The sequence below is a fragment of the Photobacterium sp. SP02 genome, from assembly GCF_038519165.1.
Classification (GTDB): domain Bacteria; phylum Pseudomonadota; class Gammaproteobacteria; order Enterobacterales; family Vibrionaceae; genus Photobacterium; species Photobacterium halotolerans.
In genome coordinates this window covers 1-4,701 of sequence record NZ_JASJOJ010000117.1, presented here as the reverse complement: position 1 = coordinate 4,701, position 4,701 = coordinate 1, and the positions used below count along the sequence as shown (strand labels likewise).

Here is a 4,701-nt window from a genome sequence, read left to right as displayed (position 1 = left end):
TCGCATCGGGGTGAAGATAGATACTCACTTCAACGGTTTCTGCAAAAGCGGCGCTAGGCCGGTAAGGTTGGCTGCAGACAAACCCCATCACCTGATTGTTTTCCAGGACAACGAAAAGCTGGTGTGGGGAATCGGGCCGGAACTGCGTAAACCACTCATTACGATTACCCAGCGTCATCGGCTCGGTTTCAAATCTGGCGTTCGTGTGCTCAATGTAATGATTAAAAATAGCCGTGATATCGGGGATGTGGGTGATAGTGCGTGGAGTATGTTCATGTGATCTTTTCTTTGTTTACTTAAAATTCCGCATCTTAAAAGATTAAGCGCAAAGGTGCGATGGACGTCGTCTTCACACTTTTCCTTAAGGAAAACTATCAGGTAGATATTTTCAATAACATTCTCCATCTGAACATACAAGAGGGTGAATATATACGATTACTAAAATAAAATTGAATTACCAGCAAAAGATCAACAAAGGCGAACTAGTAATAAATTGAGGCTTCCAATTAAATTAGAAACCTCAATACAGTTACAGTGAAATAATTAGGAGTTTAACCATTCAATAATTAACTGCTTTCTCTTTTCATTTATTTCATTATAATCTTCAGTGTTTGCTGCAACCCACTCAACAATTGGATCATGATTATGAACCTTAACACCGTATTTGTTAACATTTGCTTGGGAAGCATACATCGCTTCATCTTTACTTCGCTCCCTTACTCTATTATTAGTCTCTACTTGTACAAGAGCATATTCTAGTGTTTTTTCATTTTCTAGTTTATACCAATTTGAAGGGGTAGTTCTTGGCTTGCCATTCAACCTGATTACATTAGATGTTGCATTACTTAACCCTGAATCAGCAGGGCCATTCAAAGTAACATAGAACTTTACATGAAATAACTCTTTTTCACGATATGTTGATACCGCGTTATCCATTCTATAATCAGCAGGATAAAGCATTGGTGTTAATCCACTACATTCAGTCCCTACAGCATTGGTATACTTTAGACTCGCACTATTTGCCCATATTTCAGTAGGCTCCGGAATACCCCAAAAATCTTTCACAGCAAACTTTTTAAGTTCACTTGAAGAGTAACTTTCATACTGACTTTGAATTCCTGAAATTCCACTTCGCATAGTACCATCTGGATACTCAGAAGGAATAAACTTCATTTCACCCGATTCCTCTACAATCAGCTCTCCAACTCTATATAAGCAACTTATTTCATCCATTTCGAATTCATAGTCTTTCAAACTGAACATTTTATCGACATTAATTGAACGCTTTCCTAATACAACACAATTAGGATCATATTTCTGATTCTTAAGCTGTTCTTTAGAGCCTTGAACAGTTTTTGACCTAACAATTACAGTTAATAAAGCTGATTTATTCCAATCAAAGTTATTTAACTCCCCTCTGAAACGCCTGCTATTTAAAAACTCAGGTAACGGTTCTTCCTGATTTATCTCACTGATTTCCCTATACTTAAGATTCTTACCTGGCTGACCTATATATATATCAACTACTGGATTATCAAATACGCGAGCAAATGTCGTTGACTTACCTTCAGATTTATTTTCTAAGAAACCTCTTTCATAAAAAATATGATCTGTTCTAATCAAATTTGATTTTGATGACTTATCTTTATTATGAAATTTATACTCTCTATTTGGGTTCAAACTTAAACTAAATTTTGACACCTTAAAATTCTTATATGTCTTATGGTTTGTATAATAGACCTCTTGCTCAGTTTTCTCTTGACCGGGAACTGATAATTGATAAAAATAACTTAATACAAACTCAGTACCTACTCTTCTAGGCTTATATTTTTGATCTTTATATTCATCACTAAACAACTGCTTCATCCGCGAGTTATTATAACTCACCAGTGGTCTAGTACCATGAATTTGATGAAGGCCATAAAAAAAGTTCGGCTCTATTATCACTCCCCAAACTTCATCATCAGAAATACTAGAAAGCTCGTACTTTGTTAAATCTTTCTTATCGATTTTTGTAACAAATGCTACGTTAGTTGAAGCAGTTTTTTCCAGCGGAGGAGTTGCGATAGAGCTTACTTGGCTATGTTCAATCGACTTTGCTTTTAATTCAATAGGTAAATTAGAAAGATCACTTTTATCAAGTTTAATCTTTTTAGTATCAACAATAACAAGAACTCTTATATTATCAAAAGGTGATAATTTTTCTTCTCTCTTATTTTTATAATAAGTGTAGAACTCCTCCCAATCATCACTGCCAGGCTCTTTAGCCGAAATAATCACTGATTTAAATATACTTTTATCTAAATTCGTTGGCAATTCAAACCCGAAAGTAGATTCGAATTGTTCTACCGAATTTGCGGCAAAATAATGAATTGGAAAGTATTTGTTATGGCTCCTTGCTTCATCAAGAATAAACTTCCCTTCTTTGCTCGCAGTTGCTTTATTAAAAATAAGTCGGCTACTTGCCGTCATATGAGCTAAATTAAAACTCCAGTAATCATCTACACCATCAATATCTTTTAAATTCAACCAAACTTCATCTAGATGAACTGAGCCAAACAAAGAATCATCCAATAATTGGTCATCTCTCAATATAAAATTATTGATATAACCTTCAACATCTAAATCTTTAAAACTCTGTTTCTTCGTTCCATTAAATTTAGAGTATTGATTTCTTTTAATTAGTCTAATAAGACCATTTAATGCTAATGAGCGTTTCAAATATGATTTTAATAATACAATTTGATGTTTACTTAAACCTGATTCATCAAATATTTTATTCGCAATACTGATATCAACATGTGACAATAACTTTAATACTTCACCTGCTTTATAGCTATCTTCATTAAATTTTTTCTCAAACTCTTGATAGGCAGTCGATACAAAACCTTCAGCATTTTTTGCAAGTAACAACCATCCGGCATACGGAACAGCTAAACTAGCTGCTATTCCCACAATTAAGTCAAATGCATTTTCAATTGTCGCACCAATACTCTTATCAAGATCCATCGAAGCTACGATAGCTGCTTTTCTTGATTTTTCAACCTGTATAATCTCAGTACGACATGGCGGATAATCGAACTGAGAACTGAACTTTAATACTATTTCGACACGTCGATTTTTTGATCTATTTTCCTCTGAATCATTTGGAACTAAATTATTATGTTCACCATATCCATTGGTAAATATTCTTGGTTCCCACAATTGAACCAGAGATTTATCAACTTCTTTAATTGCTTCTAAAATACAATTTTTTACGGAATCCGCTCTCTCTCTAGAAAGTTCTAAATTATATTTTTCTTTCCCGATATCACATGTGTGACCTGTTATTACAATATCAATGGGATCTGTTAACTTCGTAAGATATGTGCCTATTTCTTTAAAAGCAATAACGACGGCTTGATCTGCGAAGTTTGGTGTGGCTCTATCAAAGCCGAAAGTTGTACTGTCAATACGGTACATTTCACCATCAACGATATCACTTGCCGTGTAATGACTCCCTTCGTTATCATTAACTGACATTTTTTTCAAAGTATTTTTCAATGCTTTGATTATCTTATGTTCATCTTCAGTCAATGAATCATTTTGATATAGTGCTTCAACTTTTTTTCCAGACGCTGTAAGTGTTACAATTCCATAATCTAAAATATTCTCAGAAAACTTCTTGTCTGATTTTTTTAATTTGTCATAGTTTTCAATACTATCACGAAGATTAACAATACCATTGACAGCTGTTAACGGCTTGTCAAGTAAAAATCCTCCAACTTTTCCAACACCACTTATAAATGGTTTAAAACTTTGAGGCATGGGAATTATATTTAATACAACTCTATCGCCAAGCAACGTTTGGAACTCTTTTGCTTTAGTAACTATTCTTGAATTTTCTACTTTTAATTTTGATATCGATTCAATCAGTGAATTTGCAGAACCAGCAACCCCGGCAGCTCCCAATAAAGATTGAGCCAACTCAGATTGACCCGTACTTGCAATATATGAAGTTGTTGCATAAACAACTTTCGATATCATTTGAGCAGTTGTTCCTTTTTCTAACTGTAATGCACTTGCTTCAAAAAATCCTTTATAACTTTGAAGATAATGCCATATATCTTTCTGATATTTACCTGCCTCAGTTGGCATATTTTGGGGTAACGTGTATGGATTATCATTCAGTTTACTTACTATATTTTGAAAATATTCAGGTGTATGCAGTAAAATTGCTTCTTCCACACTGATTGGATCGCCATTAACGACAACAGAACGCCCTATCGTTGTTTTCATTGGAAGGTTGAAAACACGCTCTTTCAATGTATACCGATTAATATTTTTTTTTCTAAAACTTTTTCGAGACTCAATACTACTTATAGTTTCAAGATTGACTTCAAAACTGCAATACTCCTCAAATTCATTTAATCTATGTATAATATCAGTTTCGATCCAAAAAGTAGCACAGTATATCACTTCATCTTGATTATCATGGTCATTAAAGCTTATTTCTTGTACTTTTGATAACGCAAGATCTTCAGTCCCAACTATACGTATATATTGAGGATAATCCTTAATTTTTACCGTAGCACCTAAGTATACTTCAGATGAGAAATTTACTACTATTGTGTAGTATTGTGGAACCAGGGCGAGAGCACGTATGCTCATTTCTTATCCAAACCTTGGATTCCCGCCAATATTACTTGCTCCAAATAGGCA

General features: G+C 34.1%; 2 protein-coding genes. One reads left to right on the top strand and one right to left on the bottom strand.

Annotated elements, in window-relative coordinates:
- Positions 1-280 (top strand): hypothetical protein (locus P0Y67_RS22240; RefSeq protein WP_342393639.1); only part of this gene is annotated, 280 nt, incomplete at its 5' end.
- Between the two features lie 263 nt (positions 281-543).
- Here P0Y67_RS22240 and P0Y67_RS22235 read toward each other — a convergent pair.
- Positions 544-4,650 (bottom strand): OmpA family protein, encoded by a 4,107-nt coding sequence (locus P0Y67_RS22235; RefSeq protein ID WP_342393638.1) that lies wholly within the window; start codon positions 4,648-4,650, stop codon positions 544-546.
- Positions 4,651-4,701: the final 51 nt, after the last annotated feature.